The organism is Cohnella ginsengisoli (assembly GCF_029525555.1).
GTDB classification, from domain to species: domain Bacteria; phylum Bacillota; class Bacilli; order Paenibacillales; family Paenibacillaceae; genus Cohnella; species Cohnella ginsengisoli.
Genome location: NZ_JAPDHZ010000002.1, coordinates 1,857,632 through 1,878,917, shown reverse-complemented (window position 1 = coordinate 1,878,917; position 21,286 = coordinate 1,857,632). Strand labels below are relative to the sequence as shown.

General features: G+C 63.2%; 14 protein-coding genes and 3 pseudogenes. 16 read left to right on the top strand and 1 reads right to left on the bottom strand.

The window, feature by feature from the left end; genetic code table 11:
- The first annotated feature begins 273 nt into the window (after positions 1-273).
- The 16 genes and pseudogenes from OMP38_RS08905 (at position 274) to OMP38_RS08830 (ending at position 17,327) form a co-directional block, all read left to right on the top strand.
- Positions 274-3,024 (top strand): family 78 glycoside hydrolase catalytic domain, encoded by a 2,751-nt coding sequence (locus tag OMP38_RS08905; RefSeq protein WP_277564758.1) that lies wholly within the window; start codon positions 274-276, stop codon positions 3,022-3,024.
- Between the two features lie 317 nt (positions 3,025-3,341).
- Positions 3,342-4,817 (top strand): annotated as a pseudogene (locus OMP38_RS08900) (spore germination protein); the annotation flags it as partial.
- Positions 4,809-5,990: a GerAB/ArcD/ProY family transporter gene (locus OMP38_RS08895; protein ID WP_338130490.1), complete on the top strand. Its 1,182-nt coding sequence runs from the start codon at positions 4,809-4,811 to the stop codon at positions 5,988-5,990. The pseudogene OMP38_RS08900 and the gene OMP38_RS08895, both read left to right, overlap by 9 nt.
- Positions 5,980-7,233, top strand: coding sequence for a Ger(x)C family spore germination protein (locus tag OMP38_RS08890; protein ID WP_277564757.1), 1,254 nt, complete (start codon positions 5,980-5,982; stop codon positions 7,231-7,233). The genes OMP38_RS08895 and OMP38_RS08890 overlap by 11 nt, the downstream gene beginning before the upstream one ends.
- Before the next feature lie 24 nt (positions 7,234-7,257).
- Positions 7,258-7,458 carry a CLC_0170 family protein gene (locus OMP38_RS08885; RefSeq protein ID WP_277564756.1) on the top strand — a complete coding sequence of 67 codons (201 nt, stop codon included), beginning with the start codon at positions 7,258-7,260 and terminating at the stop codon, positions 7,456-7,458.
- Between the two features lie 147 nt (positions 7,459-7,605).
- Complete coding sequence (locus OMP38_RS08880) at positions 7,606-8,070, top strand: DinB family protein (protein ID WP_277564755.1); 465 nt, start codon at positions 7,606-7,608, stop codon at positions 8,068-8,070.
- A gap of 114 nt (positions 8,071-8,184) precedes the next feature.
- Positions 8,185-9,453 carry an MDR family MFS transporter gene (locus OMP38_RS08875; RefSeq protein ID WP_277564754.1) on the top strand — a complete coding sequence of 423 codons (1,269 nt, stop codon included), beginning with the start codon at positions 8,185-8,187 and terminating at the stop codon, positions 9,451-9,453.
- Between the two features lie 523 nt (positions 9,454-9,976).
- Positions 9,977-10,204 (top strand): annotated as a pseudogene (locus tag OMP38_RS08870) (beta-propeller fold lactonase family protein); the annotation flags it as partial.
- Positions 10,205-10,310: 106 nt separating this feature from the next.
- Positions 10,311-10,706, top strand: a pseudogene (locus OMP38_RS08865) (lactonase family protein); the annotation flags it as partial.
- Positions 10,693-11,061, top strand: a complete 369-nt coding sequence (locus tag OMP38_RS08860) for a lactonase family protein (RefSeq protein ID WP_277564753.1) — start codon at positions 10,693-10,695, stop codon at positions 11,059-11,061. The pseudogene OMP38_RS08865 and the gene OMP38_RS08860, both read left to right, overlap by 14 nt.
- A 149-nt stretch (positions 11,062-11,210) precedes the next feature.
- A complete protein-coding gene (locus tag OMP38_RS08855; RefSeq protein WP_277565211.1) occupies positions 11,211-13,616 on the top strand; it encodes an ATP-dependent helicase in 2,406 nt (801 codons plus the stop codon).
- 126 nt (positions 13,617-13,742) lie between these two features.
- Positions 13,743-14,240, top strand: coding sequence for a hypothetical protein (locus tag OMP38_RS08850; RefSeq protein ID WP_277564752.1), 498 nt, complete (start codon positions 13,743-13,745; stop codon positions 14,238-14,240).
- 170 nt (positions 14,241-14,410) lie between these two features.
- Positions 14,411-15,286, top strand: a complete 876-nt coding sequence (locus OMP38_RS08845) for an ROK family protein (protein WP_277564751.1) — start codon at positions 14,411-14,413, stop codon at positions 15,284-15,286.
- 12 nt (positions 15,287-15,298) lie between these two features.
- The gene (locus tag OMP38_RS08840) at positions 15,299-15,943 is read left to right on the top strand and encodes a hypothetical protein (RefSeq protein ID WP_277564750.1); all 645 of its coding nucleotides are present in this window, start codon (positions 15,299-15,301) and stop codon (positions 15,941-15,943) included.
- Positions 15,912-16,226, top strand: a complete 315-nt coding sequence (locus OMP38_RS08835; RefSeq protein ID WP_277564749.1) for a hypothetical protein — start codon at positions 15,912-15,914, stop codon at positions 16,224-16,226. The genes OMP38_RS08840 and OMP38_RS08835 overlap by 32 nt, the downstream gene beginning before the upstream one ends.
- Positions 16,227-16,277: 51 nt before the next feature.
- Complete coding sequence (locus OMP38_RS08830; protein ID WP_277564748.1) at positions 16,278-17,327, top strand: lactonase family protein; 1,050 nt, start codon at positions 16,278-16,280, stop codon at positions 17,325-17,327.
- A gap of 123 nt (positions 17,328-17,450) precedes the next feature.
- Here the strand turns inward: OMP38_RS08830 and OMP38_RS08825 are convergent, their stop codons facing one another.
- Positions 17,451-21,074, bottom strand: coding sequence for a glycoside hydrolase family 44 protein (locus OMP38_RS08825; RefSeq protein WP_277564747.1), 3,624 nt, complete (start codon positions 21,072-21,074; stop codon positions 17,451-17,453).
- Positions 21,075-21,286: the final 212 nt, after the last annotated feature.

The following is a 21,286-nucleotide window of genomic DNA, read 5'->3' as shown; positions in this document are numbered from 1 at the left end:
AAATGCGCCCTGGCGAGCCCAAGCGACTTTTCTTCATGATGGCAGGATACACCGCCCAGATGGCAGGATCAACCCTTTTTTTTGAGCGGACGCGCAGCTACAATGAAGGATATGAAGACATTCGGCCGCAGGCCGGGGATGGAGGCAGCGCGATGGCAAGCAGAAATTGGAACGCTTCGTGGATCTGGGGAGGAGAAGAGGAGAGTCCGCGCAACGAGTGGCGGTGCTTCCGGGGGGAGCTTCGACGCGCCTGCGTCGGTAGAGGGACCGGCCATGCTCCATATAACGGCGGATTCGCGATACGTGCTGTTCTTGAACGGCGAGCAAGTGGGGAGAGGCCCCGTGCGCTCCTGGCCGAAGGAGCAGTTTTACGACTCGTACGACATCGGGGGGCAGCTGCGCCCGGGCGCCCGCAATACGATCGCGGTGCTCGTGCTTCATTTCGGCGTGTCCAATTTCTATTACTTGCGCGGACGCGGGGGGCTGATCGCCGAGGTTGAGGCCGGCGGCCGCACGCTCGCGGCGACGGATGCCGGCTGGCGGACGGCACGTTTGGGCGGGCAGCAATCCAACTCGCCGCGGATGGCTTGCCAGCAGGCGTTCGCGGAAGTCGTGGATGCGCGCGAGCTGGCGGAAGGCTGGGCCGAGCCGGCGTTCGACGACGGCGAATGGCCAAGCGCGCAGGCGATCGGCAGCGCAGGCATGGCGCCCTGGACGTCGCTGATCCCGCGCGATATTCCTTTTTTGACGGAAGAAAAGCTGTATCCGGCCTCCATCCAGTCGCTCAGCCGGGTAAAAGCGCCCAAGTACGCAGCCGCGCTGGATCTGCGCAATCAAATGGTGCCCGAGAGCGTTAACCATGCGAACCCCGTTTCCTACTGCGGTTATGTGGCGACAGTCCTCGCGCTCGAGACAAGCGGCTTCGTCACGCTCGGATTCCCGTCCGGCGTGCGGGGCAGCGGCGTATGGGTCGACGGCGTCCTGCAAAGCGAGTGGACGGGCGTGCAGCCGGAGCGCTATTATCGATTGAACCTGGCTGCAGGCGAGCATCTGGTCCTCGTCGATATCACGGGCTCCGACCACGGCGGCAGCAGCCATTTCGCCATCGACAGCGATGCGGCGTTCACGCTGCGCTCGCCGGCCGGGGACAATGGCGTGCCGCTGGCGACGATCGGTACGTTCGACCAGTCCGAATACATCGATCACCGCCCGGGCAGACGGATGCAGACGGACCACCCGGATTATCGGGCGCTGCCGGAAGCCGCGCCTACCGCCGCCGCGCTTGAGGCATTCGGTTCCTGGGTCAAGCCGTTCGATCCTTCGCTCTATACGGAGGAAAACGTGTTCGGATCTAACGTATGGCGGACGCTCGCCGAACGCAGGGCGGTGCCGAGATCCGTTCTGAACGCGATTTTGCCGGTTCCCGAGCCGGGCGTCCTGCCCGTATTCGAGGACGGGGACTGCGAGCTCGTCATCGATCTGGGCGCGGAGCGCTCCGGGTATGTCGGCTTCGAGCTCGAAGCGCCCGCCGGTACGATCATCGATGCCTATGGCGTCGAGTATATGCGAGAAGGCTACACGCAGCACACGTACGGGCTCGACAACACGTTCCGCTATATTTGCCGCGAAGGCAGGCAATCGTACGTGTCCCCCGTGCGCCGCGGTTTCCGGTACTTGTTCCTGACCGTCAGGGGCAATAGCGCGCCGGTGAAGCTGCACGAGATCTATATCCGCCAGAGCACGTACCCGGTCGCGGAACAAGGAAGCTTCCGCTGCTCGGACGCGCTGCTGAACGCAACGTGGGAGATCAGCAGGCATACCACCAGGCTATGCATGGAGGACACGTTCGTCGACTGCCCGTCCTATGAGCAGGTTTTCTGGGTAGGCGACAGCCGCAACGAGGCGCTGGTGAACTATTATGTGTTCGGCGAGACCGAGATCGTGGAGCGCTGCCTGAATCTCGTGCCCGGCTCGGCGGACGAGACGCCGCTTTATCTCGACCAGGTGCCGAGCGCATGGAGCAGCGTCATTCCGAACTGGACGTTCTTCTGGATCCTCGCCTGCCGGGAATATGCCGCGCATACGGGCAACGAAACTTTCGCCGCCCGCATCTGGCCGGCGGTCAAGCACACGCTGACGCATTATTTGGCGCATATCGACGACAGCGGCCTGCTGAACATGGCGGGCTGGAATCTGCTGGACTGGGCGCCGATCGATCAGCCGAACGAGGGCATCGTCACCCACCAGAACCTGTTCCTCGTCAAGGCGCTTCGGGATTCGCGCGCGCTTGCCGCCGCGGCCGGCGCAGCCGAAGAGGCCGACGCGTTCGCGGCGCGCGCCGACCTTCTGGCCGAGACGATCAACGCGGTATTGTGGGACGAGGAAAAGCGCGCTTATATCGATTGCATCCACGCGGACGAGCGCCGTTCGGACGTATACAGCATGCAGACGCAGGTCGTCGCTTATCTTTGCGGGGTTGCGCAGGGTGAACGCGAAGCCGTTATCGAAGGCTACCTGTCGTCCCCGCCGCCGGCTTTCGTACAGATCGGCAGCCCGTTTATGTCGTTCTTCTACTACGAGGCGCTCGAGAAGGCCGGCCGTCAAACGCTGATGCTGGACGATATCCGCCGCAATTACGGCCAGATGCTGCGCTACGACGCCACGACCTGTTGGGAGATGTATCCGAACTTTGCGGAAAACCGCAGCAACCCGGACATGCTGACCCGCAGCCATTGCCATGCATGGTCGGCGGCGCCGGGCTATTTCCTGGGCTCGAGCATTCTCGGCGTCAAGCGGGGAGCGGACGGGTGGCGGACGGTCGATATCTCGCCGCAGCCTTGCGATCTGACCTGGGCCGAAGGCGTCGTCCCGCTGCCGCAGGGCGGTCATATCGCGGTGAGCTGGGAGTTCGTCTCCGCCGGCAAGCTGAAGCTTAGAATCGAGGCGCCGGAGGATATCGTGGTGAACGTCTCGCTGCCCGAAGGCATAGAAGGCGAAGTGACGCAGGTTTCGTATGTGAGATAAGCAGGACGAAGACCGGGCGAAATACCAAGCAATCAACTCTCCCAAGGTGCGCAATCGCATCGCCGGGAGAGTTTTTTTATTTTAGGCGCATCGCTTCGGAATGGATTTTCGAGGCATGCTTTCGGCCGACCGGTTTAAACAGACCGCGGTTAGCCGACACTGCTTAACACTCTGCATCCACGTCAGCCTTCAGGGAGAGACACGCATTGCCTTTGTTCGGAAATCGTACGCATCTTCAATCTCGCAAATCGCGACGGAACAAGCGCACGACAGGGGACGCGGGGCCTTCGACCGGCGGAGGGGCGGGCGGCGGACGGCTGGACGGACGGCTGGACGAGCTGCTTGCCCGGGTGACGCGCGTTTTCGGCACGGACACGACGCTGACCGTCCGCAAATTCCGTATTTTCGGCTCGTTCCCGGCTGCGATGCTCTATTTTCCCAACATGCTCGACCAGGCCACCCTGAACGAGACGATCCTGAAGCCTTCGATGAGCGCGCCTGCCGGATCGGGTGCGTCCGAATGGACGGCTCCGGAGCTGCTCGATCGGCTGGCAAGCGAGGCCTTGTGGCATAGCGATTGTCGCCGGACGTTAGATTTCGATGCGCTGATCGAAGCGCTGCTGCACGGAGATACCGTTCTGGCTGCGGAAGGCTCGGAGGCGGCGCTCGTCGTCGGCACCCGGCAGATCGACAAGCGCGGCATCGATCAGCCGGGCACCGAGCAGGTCATCCGGGGGCCGCGCGAAGGTTTCGTCGAGCCGCTTGGCCCCAATATCGCCTTGATCCGCTACCGTCTCCAGGCCGCCGAGCTCCGCACGAGACAGCTGACGATCGGGCGTAAAACGCGCTCCAAAGTCGTCGTCTGCTACATGGACGGATTGACCGATCCGGACTTGCTCGCGGAGGTCGACAGGCGGCTCGGCGGGATTGACATCGATGCGGTGCTCGACTCGGGTTATTTGGAGCAGTACATCGAGGATAACCAATGGTCGCCTTTTCCCCAGGTCCAATATACCGAACGGCCGGACAAAGTCGTGGCGAACCTGCTTGAAGGCAGGATCGCGATTTTGGTGGACGGCTCGCCGCTGGCGCTGATCGTGCCGACCGTATTCAATCAGTTTTATCAGGCGGTCGAGGATTACACCGAGCGATTCTTGCAGATGAGCGCGATCCGGATGGCGCGCCTCGTGGCGCTCGTATTTTCGCTTGTCTTCCCCGCGATTTATGTGTCCGTCATCTCGTTTAATCCCGAGCTGATCCCGACCGAGTTCGCTGTCGCCGTAGCCGGAGGCCGCGCGGGCGTCCCTTGGCCGGCCGTCGTCGAGGTGCTGATCATCGAGATCTCGATGGAGGTGCTGCGCGAAGCGACGATCCGGCTGCCGCAGCAGGTCGGCGGCGCCTTGTCCATCGTCGGCGTGCTCGTCATCGGGCAGGCCGCCGTGGCCGCGGGCTTCGCCAGTCCGATCACGGTCGTCATCATCGCGCTCACGACGATCGGCTCCTTCGCGACGCCGGCGTACAATGCGGCGCTGGCGCTTCGCCTGCTCCGCTTTCCGCTGATCGTCATCGCGGGCATATTCGGTCTGTACGGCGTCATGATCGGCCTGATTCTGATCGCCAACCACCTGCTGTCGCTCAGATCGTTCGGCGTGCCTTATTCGAGTCCCCTCGTGCCCGTCAACGCCGAAGGTATGAAGGACGTGCTCATCCGCGGACCGCTCTGGTGGATGAAGCGGCGACCCGCATTTCTGAAGCCGAAAAATGCCGCCCGCGTCGGTCCCGACATGACTGAGCCGCCCGAGACGAACGGCGGGGGGGGGAAGACGGCGCGAATCCCCATCAACCGCAAAGGAATGACGAAAATGACGAAAGCAGCGAGGGACATTAACGCCTTGCAGGCGACCGCCGTCCTGGTGAGCACGATCATCGGCGTGGGCGTGCTGCCGCTGCCGCTTTTCGCCGTCCGCGCGGCGAACACCGGCGGACCGCTGGTCACGATTCTTGCGTGCGGCTGCGCGCTGATCGGCCTCATGTTCGTCGCCATGCTGGGCATGCGCTTTCCCGACGAGACGATCATTCAGTACAGCGAGCGCCTGATCGGCAAGTGGCCGGCGCGAGCCGTCGGCCTGTGCGTCGTCGTTTTTTTCGCGCTGCTCACGTCTTTGACCGCCCGGGAGTTCGGCGAGGTGGTCGTCACCTCCGTATTGAAGCAGACGCCCGTCGAAGTGACGGTCATCGTCATGCTGATGCTGGCGGCCATTTCCGCGCGCAACACGATGACGACGTTCGCCTATATTCATTTCTTTTACGTGCCGCTGCTGCTCGTGCCCGTGCTCTTGATCATTAGCCTGTCGCTCAAAAACGCCGAAATGCTCAATCTGCAGCCGATCTGGGGCAACCGGCCGACGGGCATGACCGATGGCATCGTGACGATCGCCGCGTTGTTCCAGGGCTCGTTCGTCCTGACGATCGTCATTCCCGCGATGCGCAAGCCCGCCAAGGCGCTCGCGGTAAGCTTGTACTCCATCCTGATCGCCGGCGGTCTGTACGTCGTCATCGTCATCGCCGTCATCGGCGTGTTCGGCGCGGAGGAAACGCGGGAGCTGCTATGGCCGACGCTGGAGCTGGCCAAGGCGACCTCCTTGCCCGCGAACGTGCTCGAGCGGCTCGACGGCGCGTTTTTGGCCGTGTGGGTCACGGCCGTTTTCACGACGCTGCTGTCCAGCTATTACTTGACCAGCCAATCGCTGACGCAGCTGCTGCGTCTCCAGGAACCGCGCATTTTTACGTTTTTCCTGCTGCCTTTCGTATTCGTGCTCGCGATGGTTCCGGCCAATATCGTCAAAATGTACGAGTCCGTCGTATTCGTCGGGCGGATCGGCCTCGCGCTGACGACCGTCTATCCGGGCCTGCTGCTGCTGATTGCCGTTCTGCGCAAGAAAGGAGGGAGCGCGCTTGATCGATAACGCGCTGCGTCCGCTGAAGCGCGCCTCTCGCCTCGCGTCGCGGCTCTGTCCGACGCTGCTGGCGGCGGCGCTCCTGTGCGGATGCTGGGATCGAACGGAGATCGAGGACCGGGCGATCGTGCTGGGCATTTCGATCGACAAGGCGTCGCCGGAAGCGGAAAGCGAGGAAGAACCGGTCTCGCACTACGTCAAGGGGCTCGGGCCGCCCGCATCGGACCTGATTCGGGTCGGCGTACAGCTCGCGCTGCCCGGCCGAATCCCGCTCGGTCCCGGGGAGACCGGAGGCGGAGGCGGCGGCAACGATCCCCAGAAAACCGTATGGGTGCTGGACGTCGTGGGCCATTCCGTCAACGACGCGCTGATGAACCTGCAGCAGGAGCTGTCGGCCAAGCTGTTTTTCGGCCATCTGCGCGTCATCGTGATCTCGGAGGAGATGGCTCGCTTCGGACTGGAAAACGTCAACGATTACTTCCATCGCAACTCCGAAGTGCGCCGCATGGCGTGGATGATGGTGGCGAAGGGAGAAGCGCTCGCGCTCATGAAGGCTTCGCCGAAGCTGGAGCGGGTGCCGTCGCTTTATTTGATGACGACGCTGGACGAGGGCATTCGGATGGGCAAATTTCCGCAGGACTATATCGGCATCTTCTGGAGCCGCAAGTCGAAGCTGGGTCAAGAAGGGTTTCTGCCTTACGTCGAATTGAGGAAAAACCAGACGCTGCAAATCCAGGGCCTCGCGCTGTTCCAGGGCAGCCGGATGGTGGGCGCGACGATGCCGCTCGACATTGCCGTGTATATGGCGCTCAAGGGCAACAATCCTGGCGGCTACAGCGCCTTCGTGAAGGTGAAGGGCACGGAAGTGATGACCCATGTTACGCACCGGGAAGCCAAGACGACCTTCGAGATTCGGGACGGGAAGCCGTACTTCAAATTCAATACCGCCTTCGAGCTCAACCTGGAGGAGAAGATTAACAACGAGCTGAACATCCAGGATCCGTCGGTCATCCGCGACATCGAGGAGAGCCAGTCGAAAGGCGCCGTCAAGCTGATCACTTCGTTCCTCGAAAAGACGCAGGCGCTCGGCTCGGACGTGCTGGGACTCGGCGAGTACGTCCGGGCCAAAGCGCCGGACTATTGGAACCGGAACGTGCGGACGAAAGAGCGCTGGCAGCGGATGTACAAGGAGATCGAGTACGAGATCCACATCGAGATGAAAATACGCCGCATCGGCATGAAAGCCGAATGACGCGCGTGCACGGAGGCGATGGCAATGCCGATTTTCGGCCAAGGCGTCAATTATTACGCGTTTTCCATTCCGATCTGGTTCCTCGGCGGCCTGCTTGTCCTCTTCGTGGATGCGCGCCGCTGCAAGATGGCCGGTCAGCGGAAGGACGAGAAGTTTGCCAAATTCTCGGGCTGGCTGAACATCGCGCTCGGCGTCGTTTTTCTGGTGCGGGAATGGGTGGTGTGACGCAGGCGGCTCGGCGCCGGCGCAGCGGCCGAATCGGCTGTATCGATCGTCGCCATCGATTGTCGCCATCGATAACTTTCATCCCGCGACGCCGCGCGATTCGTTACAATCAAGTTCATATTCCGGAAGGAAGAGGAGCGAACTTGAATGACGAAAACGATGACGGTACGCGAGGCCGAAGCCAGGCTGCGCGGATGGATCCGCGAGCTGCCGCTGCTGCTGGCGGACAAGTCGGAGGAAGAGCTGAAGGCGCGTCCCGGACCGGGCAAGTGGTCTCAGCTCGAGATACTGGGGCATCTGTGCGACTCGGCGCTGCACAACCTGATGCGGTTCGTCCGAATCCGGATCGAGCCGCGGCCGCTGCCTTTAACGCCGTACGCACAGGACGATTGGGTGAGCGGACAGCGTTACCAGGCGGCTTCCTACGATCATGTGCTGAGCCTGTGGCTCGCCTTGAATACGCGGATCGCCGACGTATGGGCAGGCTTGCCCGAGGGCGGGAGCGAGTGGACGTTTTTGCGGCCGGACGGCACGGAGATCGCGCTCGAGCTATGGGCGGACGACTACGTTTTGCATTTAGAGCACCATCTGCGGGCGATGAATATCGAATGATCCGGCAGGCGACAAAGATCGATTAAACCGCTGGTATTAATCAATCGTTCAACGATTAATCAATTGTTCAAAAATGGAACATTATCCCTATCCACAACGCTGCGACAATCCGTTATGATAGAAGCTTACTATCGCAGAATCGTGGTGCAGCTTGCGTTGAACAGACTTCGCGGATTTTTAGCCTCCTATCACCCTATCGTATTCTCGCTGCTGATCGGTCATATGATCGCCCGCGTCGCCACTTCCATGAGCATGCCGTTTCTCGCGCTGTATCTCGCCGCGCATACGGACATGGGACCGGGCGGTATCGGATTTATCGTGGGCGCCGGCGCGCTGGCCGCCACGTTCGGCGGCTTCCTCGGCGGGGCGCTGTCCGACCGGTACAGCCGCCGCTTGGTCATGTTCACCTCGTTGTTCGCATGGAGCGGCGTGTTCGTCGGCTTCGCGCTGACCGACTCGCCGGCCGTCCTGCTGCTGCTCAGCCTGATGAACGGCTTGTGCCGCTCCTGGTTCGAGCCGGTGTCCCAGGTGCTCATGGCCGACCTCACCCCTAAGGACCGCCGGATGAAAGTATTCTCTATGCGCTACCTGATGGCCAACGTCGGCGTCGCGATCGGGCCTGTGCTCGGCGTCTGGCTCGGTCTCGGCAACGGCGGGCTCGCTTTTATCATCACGGGAGCCATTTATCTCGCCTACGCAGTCACGCTCTACTTCATGATGATCGGCTTCGGCATCAAGGACATCGAAGACGGCAAACAGGCGGCGAAGGCGACGATCGCGGATGCGGGACGCGTCATTATGCGAGACGGCGCGCTGCAATTGTTCCTGCTTGGCGGCATCGTCGTGGGCATCGGGTACAGCCAGCTGTTCGGCAACATGGCGCCGCACCTGGACCGGGTGTTCGGCCACGGGGATCGGATGTTCGGCTACCTGCTGACGATCAACGCGGTCACCGTCATCGCGCTCCAGATCCCGCTCGGCTGGCTGGCGAACAAGCGTCCGCCTCTGTTCGCGCTGTATGCGGGCAACCTGTTTTTCGCGCTCGGCCTCGCCGGCATCGGCTGCGCCGAGACGTTCGCGCTGCAGGTCGTCGCGATGATTTTGTTTACCGTCGGGGAGATCCTGAACTACCCGGCGGCCACGATGCTGCTGGACAGGCTGGCCCCCGAGCATCTGCGAGGCGCGTACTACGGCGCGCAGACGTTCACCAATCTCGGCCAGTTCATCGGTCCATGGGCCGGCGGGTGGCTCCTCGGCGAATACGGCGGCCGGACGATGTTCGCGGCGATGGCGGTCGTCGTCCTGTTGTCCTCGCTCATCTACTGGGCGGGAAGCCGCGAAGGCCGGAAGGTGTCGGCCGCGAGCAAGAGCGACGCGATGTAACGCGGAGCAGAGGAAGGGCCAAGGTCGCGCAGGCGGTCTCGGCTCTTTTTTTCGTCCGGCCCGGGGAGGAAGTCCTATCCGCGAACAACTCCGCGCCTTGGCGCCGCTCCTCCGGCAGACTAGTCCTATCCGGGAATAACTTCGTACCTTGGCGCCGCTCCTCCGGCAGACTAGTCCTATCCGGCAACAACTCCGCGCCTTGGCGCCCCTCCTCCGGCAGACTAGTCTTATCCGGCAACAACACCGCACCTTAGCGCCCCTCCTCCGGCAGACAAGTCCTATCCGGCAACAACTCCGCGCCTTGGCGCCGCTCCTCCGGCAGACAAGTCCTATCCGGCAACAACTCCGCGCCTTGGCGCCGCTCCTCAAACGTCGTAACAACCGCAAATAACATGCCTTTCCCCTTAGCTCCTGTATTCGGGACAGCCCTGCCATCGCGCATCCCCGCGTGCTTTCACTCGCGAATCGTGTTAAAATGCAGGCCAAGCGCGACTAGCGTCGCAAAACTTGGAGGTGCCTTGCCTTGACGGCCACTCGAACATATGCCTTTATCGGTTCCTATGCGGACGCGGACGGGCCAGGCTTGTACGCCTGCGCTTACGACGCGCGCACCGGCGCATTGACGCTGCTCGACCAAGCGGACGGACTGCAGAATCCGACGTTCCTCTCCGTGAACGAAGACAGCCGCACGATTTACTCGCTCACGGAAATCAAAGACGCCGGAGGCACGCGCCGCGGCGCGGCCGCAGCGTATCGGTTCTCCCCGAAGGAGGGGCGGCTGCATAAACTGGACGAAGCGCAGACGATCCCCCGCGACGGCTTGCCATATCGCGCTCGACCGGACGAAGGGGCTCGTCATGACGGCGAGCTATCACGGCGGTCTGTTCGGCGTTTCCGCTGCCGAAGACGACGGCCGCATCGGGCCGACGCTCGAGATTCACCGGCACGAGGGAGCGAGCGCGCTGCCCGTCCAGAGCCAGGCACGGGTTCACTCGGTCATCGTCGACCGCGACAACCGGTACGCCGCCGTATCCGATCTGGGACTCGACAAGGTGTTCCTTTACAAGCTCGATCTGTCAAGCCGCAGTCTGACTCGCCATAGCGAGACCGACGTCGCGCCCGGCTCGGGACCGCGCCACTTCGCGTTCCACCCGCAGCTTCCTTTCGGATATGGGATTAACGAATTGAACAGCACGCTTACCGTGTACGCGTACGACGCCGAGAACGGTAGTTTAGCGGTTGTCCAGACGATCTCTACGCTGCCCGATTCGTTCGAGGGCGACAACGCCTGCGCGGATATCCACCTTTCCCCCGGACGGCAAGTTCCTGTACGGCTCCAATCGCGGGCACGACAGCCTCGTCGTCTGCCGCATCGACCCGAACAACGGCTTGCTGGAGCCGGTCGAATACGCGCCGACGCTCGGCGGGCATCCGCGCAACTTCGCGGTCTCCCCGGACGGCCGGTTCGTGCTCGTCGCCAACCGGGACGGCAACCATATCGTGACCTTCAGCCGCGACGCGGACACCGGCAAGCTGCTGCCCACCGGCAGCGAGCTGCGCGTATCCAAGCCGGTATGCGTCCGCTTCGCGGCGTTCGCCAGCGAATAAAACAGGTGCGCTAGACGCTGTTGACTGCGAGGCTGCTTAGGATGCTGGGCAGCCGATCCGGCACGATTCCAGATACCGGCAGCTTTAAATTTTACGATCAGACGTTCTGGTTCTCCGGCCGTTCATGCTATAATCGGTCTATGAATACGATGACGAACCACGAACGATTTTTCGGGCGCAAGCGGCGGGAAGCCGGCGTTCAACTGAATAAAGTCCAGAAGCAAGCGGTCCTTCATACCGAGGGGCCGCTTCTTCTGCTGGCATCGCCCGGTTCTGGCAAGACGACGACGCTGATGATGCGGACGGGATATTTAATCTCGGAAAAGGGGGTCAACCCGGCGCGGATCAAAGCGGTCACGTTCAGCCGGGCCTCGGCGCGGGACATGTCGGAGCGGTTCGCGGCGCTGTTCCCCGAACTCTCCGGCGCCAAAGTCGGCTTTTCGACGATCCACAGCTTCGCGTTCGAGGTGGTGCGCGCGTACTACCGGGCGCGGAGCGAAGCCTATCAGCTCATCGAGGGCGAGATCGAGCAGGAGGAAGAGGACGAGCTGCGGGCGGCGGACCTGCCGGTGCTGCACAAGAAGCCGATCCTGCGGCAGCTCTACCGATCGATGACCGGCGGCGGCAATCTGACCGAGGATCAGATGGAGGACCTCACGACCTATATTAGCTATATTAAAAATAAAATGCTGCCCGAGGAACGCTGGAGCGAGGCGAAATGCGAGCTAAAGGACGCGGACAAGCTGCTGCGCGCGTACGAGCGCTACAAGCGCGAAGGAACCGACCGGCTGCTGCTGGACTTCGACGACATGCTGACGGTCTGCCACCTTGCGCTGTCCGAGGACCCGCGGCTGCTTCGCCGTTACCAGCAGAGGTACGATTACCTCATGACCGACGAGAGCCAGGACACCTCGCTCGTCCAGTTCGGCATCGTCGGCCTGCTCGCCGCCTCGCACGGCAATCTGTGCGTCGTCGCCGACGACGACCAGAGCATCTACGGCTGGCGCGGGGCGGAGCCCGGGTATCTGCTCGACTTCAAGTCGCACTATCCGGCTGCCGAGGTGCTGAAGATGGAGCGCAACTACCGGTCGGCGCCCGAGATCGTGGAGACGGCGGCGCGCTTCATCCGGCGCAACAAAAATCGCTACGACAAGGCGATGTACACGAAAAATCCGGCCGGCGGCCGCGTCTCCCTGCGCATGCTCGCCGACTACAAGGCGCAGGCGAAGTACGTGACGGCGGCGCTGACGAGCGGCGCTGCTGGGAGCGCCGCGGGGGCTTCCGCCGGCACGACCGCCGTGCTGTACCGCAACCATACGTCCGCGCTCGTCCTCGTCAACGCGCTCGACCGCGCCGGGATTCCGTTTAACCTGAAAGACGGGGATAAGCGCTTCTTTTCCCACTGGGTCGTCGAGGACGTGCTGAACTTCATGCGGATGGCGTACACGGACCGCCGGCCCGAGCTGCTGGAGAAGATCTATCCGAAGCTGGCCGGCTACATCACGCGGGAGCAGATGGGGGCGCTGCTGCGCATCGGAGGCGGCGCGGCGTCCGTGTTCGACACGCTCATCGAGCGGGTGCCGCTCAAGGAGTACCAGGTGAAGCAGCTGCGGGAAAACAAGGATACGTTCGGACGGATGCAGGCGATGAACGCCCGGCAGGCGATCCGCACGATCCGTTTCAATCTCGGCTACGAGCGGGCCGTCGAGCGGCTGTGCGAGCGGTTCGGCTTCCGGCAGGAGATGCTGCTCGGCGTGCTGAACACGCTCGAGGATATCGCCGACGGTCTCGCGTCGATGACGGACTTCGCGGAGCGGCTGAAGTATCTCGAGACGCTGCTGCGCAGCGCCAAGTCCCGCAGCCGCGACCCGGACGCGGTCACGCTGTCGACGTTTCACAGCGCCAAGGGGCTCGAGTTCGATCGCGTATACATGATCGACCTCGCGGAAGGCGTGATCCCTTCGAACGACGACATTAAAAAGTACGACAAAGGCGACGCCGCCGACATGGAGGAGGCCGTGCGCCTGTTCTATGTCGGCATGACGCGCGCGAAGCGGCATTTGGAGCTGATCGCGTACCAGAAGAAGGATGGCGCGGCGATCAAGGAGTCGCGCTTCATGACGGCGGTTCGCAGCTTCGGGGCGGCAACGTCCGAAGGCGCAGGAGGACGGACTGCTGCCGGTCTTCCGACGGGCTTGGGCGGCGCAGGCCGCGCCGGACACGAAGGGCGCTCCGTATACGCGGGACGCACCGGACAAGCAGGATACGCCGGAACCGGGGGCGTTCCGCGAGGATCGTCGCTGTCCGCAGGCGCCGGCGTCGGAGGGCGGCTCGCGCAGACTGCGGTGTCCGCAGCTACGGCCTGGCAGGGCGAGCTGCCCGCGTACTTGAAGCCCGGCGCGCACGTATCGCACCGAACGTTCGGGCCCGGGGTCGTTCTGTCGGCGGACGCGGAGGCGATCCGCGTGTCGTTCGCCGAGGGAGACAAAAAGCTGCTCACGCAGGTGTGCATGGAGATGGGGCTTTTGAAGCCGGTCAAGCAGCGGGTCACATGACAAGGCGCCGTGACGAGCCGTGACCGGAGTCACGGTATTCGGTGACCGTCGGGACGACACGAGTGACTGAAGACGGCGGCGGATTGGGCTATGATAGGGGGAAGCAGACGAGAAGGAGGACTTCGCGTGTCCCGCTATTCGACCAAACCCCTCTCCGAGAGGCTGGGGCTTCGGCCCTACCAACGGCTCTATTTCGAAGGCGCATCTCTTATTTACTTGAATTCGCTTGGTCCGTCGCCGGCGGGCATACGGTTTTTGGATTCGCCGGAAGGGCCGATCGACTTTATTCATTTATTCGTCAAGACGCAGGCGGACTTGGACATGCGCGTGCCTCTGCTGACCAAGCACCTGTCGCCAAGAGGCATGCTCTGGGTGTCCTGGCCCAAAGCTTGCGCGATGCCCCATACCGATATCGGCGATGAAGCGGTCGCGAAGATCGGCATGGCATGCGGCCTCTCCGGGGTCAAGGACTGCGAGATCGACGAGACATGGACGGGCCGCAAGTTCGTGTTTCGGAAAAAGGGACGTCCCAGGTCGACCGGGTTTGCAGTCGTTCCGCACGCCATGGCGGTCGGCTGGCCCGATCGGAGAGAGAGCCTGTTGGCATCCGCAGGGGCCAGATGACTTGCGCGCCCTTAATGTGAACGGAAGAGAGCCCTTGCGCAGGGCTCTTTTCGCGTTTTTCGGCCATTAGACGAAGGTCTGGCAAACGGAGCCGCCGCGCTTCGTTGTGCTAGGCGATCGGTTCAGAGTAAAATGGACATAGAGCAGATACATAGGAGGAACCGATTTTCATGCGTATAGGGGCAATCGAAGCGGGCGGCACCAAGTTCGTCTGCGGCATCGGCAATGAGAACGGAGCGATCGAAGACCGGGTGAGCTTCCCGACGGAGCATCCGGAGAAGACGCTCGCGCAAGTATTCGAATATTTCAAGGACAAGGCGGTGGAGTCGATCGGCATCGGCTCCTTCGGCCCGATCAATATCGACGAGGCGAGTTCCGCGTACGGTTACGTGACGACGACGCCGAAGCCGGGTTGGTCCGGCTATCCGTTCCTCCCGGCCATGAAGCAGCAGTTCGACGTACCGATGGGCTGGGATACGGACGTCAACGCGGCCGCGCTCGGCGAAGCGACTTGGGGCGCGGCGGCCGGGCTCGACAGCTGCGTCTACTACACGATCGGCACGGGCGTCGGCGTCGGCGTGTACGCGGAAGGCAAGCTGGTGCATGGACTCGTGCACCCGGAAGGCGGCCACGTGCTCGTGCGGCGCCATCCGGACGACGAATACGAAGGCTTCTGCCCGTATCACGGGGATTGTCTCGAGGGGCTCGCGGCGGGCCCGGCGCTTCAAGGCCGTTGGAAGGTGCCGGGCAGCGAGCTGCCGCAGGACCACCCAGCCTGGGCGATGGAAGCTTACTACATCGGCCAAGCCGTGGCCAACGCGGTGCTCATGCTGTCGCCGAAGCGCGTCATTCTCGGCGGCGGCGTCATGCATCAGCCGCAGCTGTTCCCGCTCGTGCGCGCGGAGGTGCTGAAGGCGCTCAACGGCTACGTGAGCTCGGACGCGCTGGCCGCGGGCATCGACGGCTACATCGTGCCGCCGGGCCTCGGCGACAACGCCGGCCTGACAGGCGCGCTGGCGCTGGGCCTGCGGGCGCTGGGCCGCTAAGGGCAGGCGATCATGGACACGTCGCCCCAGCCAAGCGGAACGCCTCAGACGCAGACGGGCGCGGCGCCGGCGGGCGTGCAGGCAGCCGCGCCGCCGACGGCCGAGCGTCCCGAAGGTCAGCGCGGCAGGCGCATCCTGCGGGTGGGCGTCGTTCTGCTAGCCTTTGCGGCCGCGCTTGCCTTGCTGGCCTTCCTCATGCTGCGTACGGGCGACGGCCGATCGGGATTGCAGGCGAAGCCGATCCCGAATCCGCCCTTGCAATACGATTACGGCACGGCCACGGCCGCGAACGGCATGACGCTGCATTATTTGCGGACGGCCCCCGCTAACGTAACGCTGAACGTCGTTCGCGACAATGTCGCCATCGCTCCGTATTACGGGATCAACGGCGGCTTCTTCTACGACAACTCGCTGCTCAGCATGGCGATCGTCGACGGCGTGCCCGCCGCGGGAGACGGCAGCGCATCCGGCGGATTCGGATCGGGCGCGGAAAACGTGAAGTATGCCCGGGGAACGCTAGTCTGGGACCGCAAGTCGGAGCAGCTCAGCGTTCAAGTTGCAAGCAAGGCAGGGGGAGCTCGACGTAACGGACCCTGCTCAATATTGGGCGCAAGGCGGAATCTCGATGAGCCTGGGCCGCGACGCGACTTGGCATGACCAAGCGGTCGCCGAGCACGCGCCGTTCATGGACGAGCCCCGGCTGCGTTCGGGGGCCGTCTATGACGAAGAGGGCCGCTTGTATCTCGTCGTCAGCGAGAACCGGGGCACGCTGGCCGATTTTCGCGCCGCGATCCTGGAGCTGCTCGGGGGCCAAGGACGTCCCGCGCTCGCGGACGGCATCTTCCTCGACGGAGACGGCTCCTCGCAGCTTCGCAGCCGCGAGGCTTCCCTGACGGGAGATTTGCGTCCCGTCGTCCAGATGATTTCGCTGCTCGATTGAGCTCTGCTCAAGTGATTCGTCCCCATCCACAACGATCCTTGGAGGTTTCATATGTCGCAATCCTACGCACCGCTGTTCGTCGGATCGTACCAATCGGCGGATCGAGAAGGCATTCATATTCTGCGGCTCGACGCCGAGTCCGGCTCGCTGTCCAAGCTCGGCGGCGTCGCGGGCATCGACAATCCTTCGTTCCTCGCCTACCATGCCGAGTCGAGCGTGCTGTACGCGGTCAGCGAGACCGACCCGGACGGCGGCGTCGTCGCCTACGCGTACGACGCGGCCTCGCATGCGTTGACCGAGATCAATAGGCAGCCCTCGCAGGGCGGCGCGCCATGTCATCTGGCGATCGATCCCTCGGGCGGCTGGCTTATACTGGTCAATTATACGGGCGGCAACATCAGCCTGTATCCGATCGGCGATCGGGGAGCGCTTGGCGAGCCCGTTCAGTCGGTCGCTCACGAAGGCAGCAGCATCAATGCCGAGCGTCAGGAAGGTCCGCATCCGCATTCGATCTATGCGGTGCCCGGCACATCTTATTACTTGGCCTGCGATCTCGGGACGGACAAAATCTACACGTACCGGCTGGACGCGGCTGCCGGCCGCCTCGAGGCGGTGCGCGAAACGAACGTGACGCCAGGCTCAGGGCCGCGGCATCTGGCGCTGCATCCGACCCGTCCTTTCGTTTATCTCATCGACGAATTGATGAACCGGATCGTCGCGTTCAAGCTGGATGCCGACGAAGGGTCGCTCGACCCGCTGCAAACCGTGTCTACGCTTCCCGAAGGATATGGCGGAGAGAGCTACTGCGCGGAGGTGGCGGTATCGGCCGACGGCAAGTACGTCTACGGCTCCAACCGCGGCCATGACAGCATCGTTTCCTTCCGCGTCGGCGAAGACGGCGGCCTGTCGCTGGTCGGCCACACGCCGAGCGGCGGGCATTTCCCCCGCCACTTCCTGGCGCTTCCGGACGGCCGCTGGCTGCTCGCGGCCAACCAGAACGGCGACAACATCGTCGTCATGCGCGTCGACGAGGACGGCTTTCCGCGGCATGCTGGCAGCGAGTACAAGATGACAAAGCCGGTATGCGTGCGTCTAGGCTAACCCTCGCGTGCGTAACCGGGCAACCGCAAAAAAGGACGGTCCTGCAGGCGATTCGCCTGCGGGACCGTCCTTTTTTGACATGCGCTTCAATCTTAACGCCCGTTCATATCCTTATGCCTTGCCTTACCGCGTCACGACCGCCAGTGTCGCGGAGCGGGCCGCCAGGCGCAAGGTCAGCTTGCCGTCCTCGCCGACCGTCTTCGCGCCCGCGGCGGACAGCCGCGTAGCTGCGTCGAAGCGGTACAACTCGGCGGCACCGGCGCCCGCGGCTTCGCCGAGCCCGACGTTGACTTCGCGGGTGACGGTGTCCTTGTTGAACAGCAGCACGTACAGCTTGCCGTCCGAACCGTCGATCGCGTAGGAGCCGACGGCGTCCGGCAGGCTCGATACGGCGCGCACCGAGTCGCCGCGGATTTGCGAGCCGTTGCCGTCGTAGTCGAGGTACAGCTTGAACGCGTCTTCGAGCGGCGTTCCTGCCGGCAGCGTGCCGAAGCGAGTGGCGAGGTCGAGTCCCTCGCGCCCGAAGATCGCGAGCGCTTCCGCCTGCGCGACGCCGGCGCTGATGCCGTTGCCGTTGCCGAAGTTGTATTCGGTCAGCGCGAGCTTCGTGCCCGGCAGCCTGCTGTCGATGATCTCCTTCATGCGCGGGATCAGCCGGATCGGCTCCTGGATCCAAGAGTCGTCCACATAATCCGGATCGTACAGCGCCTTCAGGCCCTGGAATCGGCGTTTGACCGTACCCGGCCCTTCGTCCGCATCCGGCACCCCGGCCGATTGCGAATAGTAGTGGATGTCCAGGTAGTCGACGAGCCGCTGACCGTCATGCGAAGCGGCATAGTCGGCGACTTGCTGGAGGTACCATTCCAGAAACGGCGTATTGCCGTGCGCCGCCCGGTCCGGCCCTTCGGCGCAGACGTCGGCGGACGAGTAGAAATACGCGCACCAGCCCCAGGAGGTCGGCCCGAACACTTTGGCCGAAGGATCCTTGGCCTTGATCGCCGCGCCGTATTTCTGCGTGAAGCCCCAGATCTCGTCGTAAGTCGGCGCTTGCGGATGAACGTCGCGATGGGTCGAGTTCCAGATTTCCGGCTCATTGTCCAGCGCGTAATAGTTCACTTCGTTGCCGATGTCCTTCAGATGCTCCATCCAGTCGGTTACGAACGTCGGTCCGATCGCCATAGAGGTGTCCTTCGGATCGTTGCCGGTGACGAACGAGCCGTCCTTCTTCACGCCGTTGCCGGCGTCTTTGACATCGTCCGCGACGCTTTCCTGGACGCCGTATTTTTTCACGGAGAAACCGTAGCGGATCTCGCGGTCCTTCGGCGTCCAGCCGATCGTCGGGACGGTTAGCAGCACCTTGCCGCCTTGCGCGTTCACGCCGGAGATGAGCCGATCCGTGACGGAGCTGCCCGGCTCCTCGCGCGGGTCGTTTTCATACGGATAGTTGATGTAATACCAGTCGTTCGCGCGGTTCGCGACATTGAGCTGCCAGTTGTAGCGCGTCGTGTTGTTGCCGCCCCAGCGCTGCACGGGGAACGGCAGGGTCGACTGCGTCGGATGCATGTCGTCGTAGTTGATGCCGTAAATCTCGGGATTGATCGGCTTGCGGTCCGCCGACGTATCGACGTCGACGCTGAGCTGCGGCAGCTGCGGCTCGGGCAGCTCGCCCGCATGCAGGTTGCGCAGCAGCGATACGTCGTCGATGTACACGACGCCTTGGTCGCGATCGGTAGCGGCCTGGAAAATGAGGCCGTCGAAGCTGCCCGCGGACAAGCCGAGGTCGGCCATGCTGACCGTTACTTCGGTCCATTGTCCGGCAGGCAAGCCGCCTTCGGGCAGGTAGTCGTTCAGATCGACCGCGCCGATGCCGGCGTCGCCGTCGTACGCATGGACGAGCAGCTGCTGTCCGCCGGTCGCGCCGCCGTGAATCCAGAAGCGCAGGCCGTAATATTGCTCGATGTCGAACTTGCCGTCGTGCGACAGCCATACGCCATCCCAGCCGCTCGGGTTGAACTTGATCGACTTGGCGCCGCCGTGAACCTGCTCGGCATTGGCCAAGTCCTTGTCATGCCAGCTGTAGTTGCGGAAGCCGTCAGCCAGCGCGTCTCCGTAGACCGGCTCGGCGGCTATTTCCGTCACTTGCACGTATGCTTCGGTCGAGAACGTTTTGTAAGTCGCCGTCACTTTAGCTATGCCCGGCGAGATGCCCTTGATGGCGCCGCCGTCCAGCTGCAGCACATCCGGGCGGTCGACCGTCCAGGCTACGCCTTCGGTCAACGATTTCGTGTCGCCGCCGGCATAATAGGCCTCCGCCGAGAGCGAATTGCTCTCTCCGGGCAGGAGCACGGTGCGCGGCTTGTCGATGCGAAGCTCCGCGATCTGCGCCGAAGCGACGAACTTCTTGAGCAGCGCGATATCGTCGATATAAGCGGCCGGCTGGACGCCGTTCGTCGCGCCTTGCAGCAGGATGCCGTCGAAGATGGCGCCCGGCAGCTTCAAGTCCGTCAGATTAAGCGTGACCTCGCTCCACGTATTTGCGGCGATACCGCCCGTCACTAGCGCGTCCAGGTCCAGCTCTGCCACCGGCGCGCCGCCTTGCGTCAGCTTCAAGCTGAACTGCTGGCCGCCGGTCTCGCCGCCGTTTACCCACAGGCGCAGCCTGTCGTAAGTCCTGGCGTTCACCGGAATGCCGCTGTACAGGTACAATCCTTTGTCGCCGTCCGGTTCCAGCCGGATCGAGGAATGTCCGGTGCGGACGGTATCCGCCTCCGCGAGATCGTGCGAGATGCCGCTATAGTCGGCGAAGTCGCCGCTCAGCGCGTCGGCATAAACATAGTCGCCGTCGATCTCTTCGATCGGGCCGGCCGGCGCGCCTTCGACGACGGTCACGTCGATCTGCGCCTCGAGGCCCTCATAGGCGGCGCGGATCGTCGTCGTTCCGGGCCGCAGGCCGGAGACAAGGCCGTTCGCGACCGTAGCGATGGAAGCATCGTCCGTCGACCACGCGACGCCGGTCGTCACCGGCGCGGAGGAACCGTCCGCGCGCACGGCGTTCAGGCCGGCTGGGCGAAGGCCGCCCTCGCGAAGCGTCAGTATGTTTTGCGAGAAGACGATGCCGGTCACCTCGGCTTGACCCGGATCCTCCTCGCCGGGACCGCCTCCGCCCGGTTCTTCGCCCGTTCCTGCGCCTTCGCCCTCGAAGCGCATGTCGTCCAGGTAGAACGATTCTTGTTCGCCGGCCCCCCAGATCCAGATGCCGTCGATGATTCCGCGGACGCCATAGTCCGCCAGCTTCACGGATACTTTCGTCCAAGTGTCGGCAGGAATGCCGCCCGGCAGCAGTTCCGTCGACGGAATCTCGGCGACCGCCTGACCGCCCAGCGAGAATACGAGCTTGAACGCCTGGCCGCCGGCTGCGCCGCCGTTCGCCCAGAAGCTGAACCGGCCGTAGTCGTCCGCGTTCATGATTCGATCCTTGTAAAAGTAGAGCGCTTGCCCTTCGTCGGCATCCAGTTGGATGGAACGACTTCCCGAATGAACGGTGCCGGTTTCGGCGAGATCGGATTGCGCCCACCCATAATCGGCGAATTCCGCCGACAGCGAGTCGTCATATACGGTCAATAAGCGCTCCGAATCCCCGTAAGTCTTGGCCGGACCGACCGCGAGCTGCCCCAGCAGCACGGCGGATGCCAGGACGGCCGTGAGCGGCTTGCGCCAGGGCAGCTTCCTCCTGCTTGTTGTTTCCATCTTCAATGTTTCTCCTCCCCCGGATCTTCTGATCTATCGATCCCTACCAGCTTAAAGAAGGCGGCCGTAATCCCGCCAGTGACGGACTGTCACGACTATCGGTCATCGCCGTCATGTGACATGGACCATTAGGCCTATGACGCGAACGCGCCGGTCATGTATCGGTCACTGCTTTGTCCGCGGACCTATTCGCTCGTCGGAGCGTCTGCTAG